The organism is Arthrobacter sp. TB 26, from assembly GCF_000427315.1.
GTDB lineage: Bacteria > Actinomycetota > Actinomycetes > Actinomycetales > Micrococcaceae > Arthrobacter.
Map to the genome: position 1 here is coordinate 1379 of NZ_AUPJ01000384.1, position 1406 is coordinate 2784.

The following is a 1406-nucleotide window of genomic DNA, read 5'->3' on the forward strand; positions in this document are numbered from 1 at the left end:
GGGTCAGTCGGCGTGGCCGGTGACGACGTCGAGCCCGCGGCCGTCGAAGCAGGTCCGGGTCCCCGTGTGGCAGGCCGCGCCGACCTGGTCCACACGGACCAGCAGTGCGTCGCCGTCGCAGTCCATGGCGAGGGACTTGACCCACTGCACGTGGCCGGAGGTGTCCCCCTTGCGCCAGTACTCCTGGCGGGAGCGGGAGTAGAACGTCACCCGCCCGCTGGTCATGGTGCGGCGCAGGGCCTCGTCGTCCATCCACCCCAGCATGAGCACCTCGTTCGTGTCGAACTGCTGCACGATCGCCGCGACCAGGCCGGCACTGTCACGCTTCAGGGCACCGGCGAGACCCTCGGGGAGTGGGCTTCCGGGCACGGCTGCATTTGCAAGGGCGGGGGCGGGCTGCTCAGACATCAGCTCAAGTCTAGTGCCTTGACGCGGGGCGCCGCCCAGTTGGCCGGCGCCCCGCTTAACATCGGCGTCACCACGGCGTGAATCGGTTCCGGGCGGCGATAACGACGGCGATTCAGGTGCCCACGCGCGGCCGTCTCGTGCTAGTTTCACAAGTGATGCATTACGTCGATCCCTCCCGAGAAGTTCTGGCCGAAACCCTGCTGGCGGCCGGTCCTGACTCCCCCACGCTCTGCAAGGGCTGGCGTACCAGGGACCTTGCCGCCCACCTGTATCTGCGCGAGCGGAAAGCCGCCGTCGGACTTGGCCTGCTGATCAAGCGCCTGGCCAAAGCGTCGGACCATGCCACGGCAGAACTGGCGGCAAAGCTCAAAACGCCGGAGGAGTACAACAAACTGGTCAATTCCTTCCGGGCCGGTCCGTCCGCGTTTTCGCCGATGAAGATCAAGGCCCTGGACGAAAGCGCCAACCTGATCGAATACTTCGTCCACACGGAGGACGTCCGCCGTGCCGTGGACCGCTGGGCGCCCCGCGCCCTGGACGAGGAGTATTCAGACGCCCTCTGGGACGAACTGGTGAAGCGCGCGGCTATCCTGTACCGCGGTGTGGACCTCGGGATCGTGCTGGTGCGCCCCTCCGGCCCACGACACGTCGCCAAGCGCGCACCGGTGTCGGTGGCGATCGTCGGTGAGCCGGGTGAACTGCTCATGCACGCCCACGGCCGCACCCGCCACGCCCTTGTGACCTTTGAAGGCCAGCCGGACGCCGTCGCGCTCCTGCAGTCTGCCGAGGTCGGGCTCTAGCACCAAAAAGCAACGCGGGGTCACGTAGCGCCGGTAATCCCCTCCGGGATGGGCGCTAGGTGACCCCGCGTTGCTTTTAAGCGGTGGCGGCAACTAGCGGACTTCGAAGCCTGCTTCCCGGATCGCGGCCTTGACCTGGGCGATCATGTCCACCGGCCCGAAGTGGAAGACGGACGCGGCGAGCACCGCATCGGCGCC

At 67.5% G+C, this 1406-nt stretch carries 2 protein-coding genes and 1 pseudogene; 1 reads left to right on the forward strand and 2 read right to left on the reverse strand.

Translation table 11 applies throughout. The features are described from left to right. Positions 1-3: 3 nt before the first annotated feature. Positions 4-408, reverse strand: coding sequence for a phosphoribosyl-AMP cyclohydrolase (hisI, locus tag K789_RS0114920; protein WP_024367457.1), 405 nt, complete (start codon positions 406-408; stop codon positions 4-6). 155 nt (positions 409-563) lie between these two features. Here hisI and K789_RS0114925 point away from each other — a divergent pair, with 155 nt between their 5' ends. Continuing rightward, positions 564-1208: a TIGR03085 family metal-binding protein gene (locus K789_RS0114925; protein WP_024367458.1), complete on the forward strand. Its 645-nt coding sequence runs from the start codon at positions 564-566 to the stop codon at positions 1206-1208. 93 nt (positions 1209-1301) lie between these two features. On the opposite strand, the pseudogene K789_RS25170 reads toward K789_RS0114925, so the two are convergent. Beyond that, positions 1302-1406 (reverse strand): annotated as a pseudogene (locus K789_RS25170) (imidazole glycerol phosphate synthase subunit HisF); the annotation flags it as partial.

Bases quoted from the DNA above. Each gene is read 5' to 3' on its own strand.
- K789_RS0114925 (WP_024367458.1), top strand. From the start codon at position 564: ATGCATTACGTCGATCCCTCCCGAGAAGTTCTGGCCGAAACCCTGCTG.
- hisI (WP_024367457.1), bottom strand. From the start codon at position 408: ATGTCTGAGCAGCCCGCCCCCGCCCTTGCAAATGCAGCCGTGCCCGGA.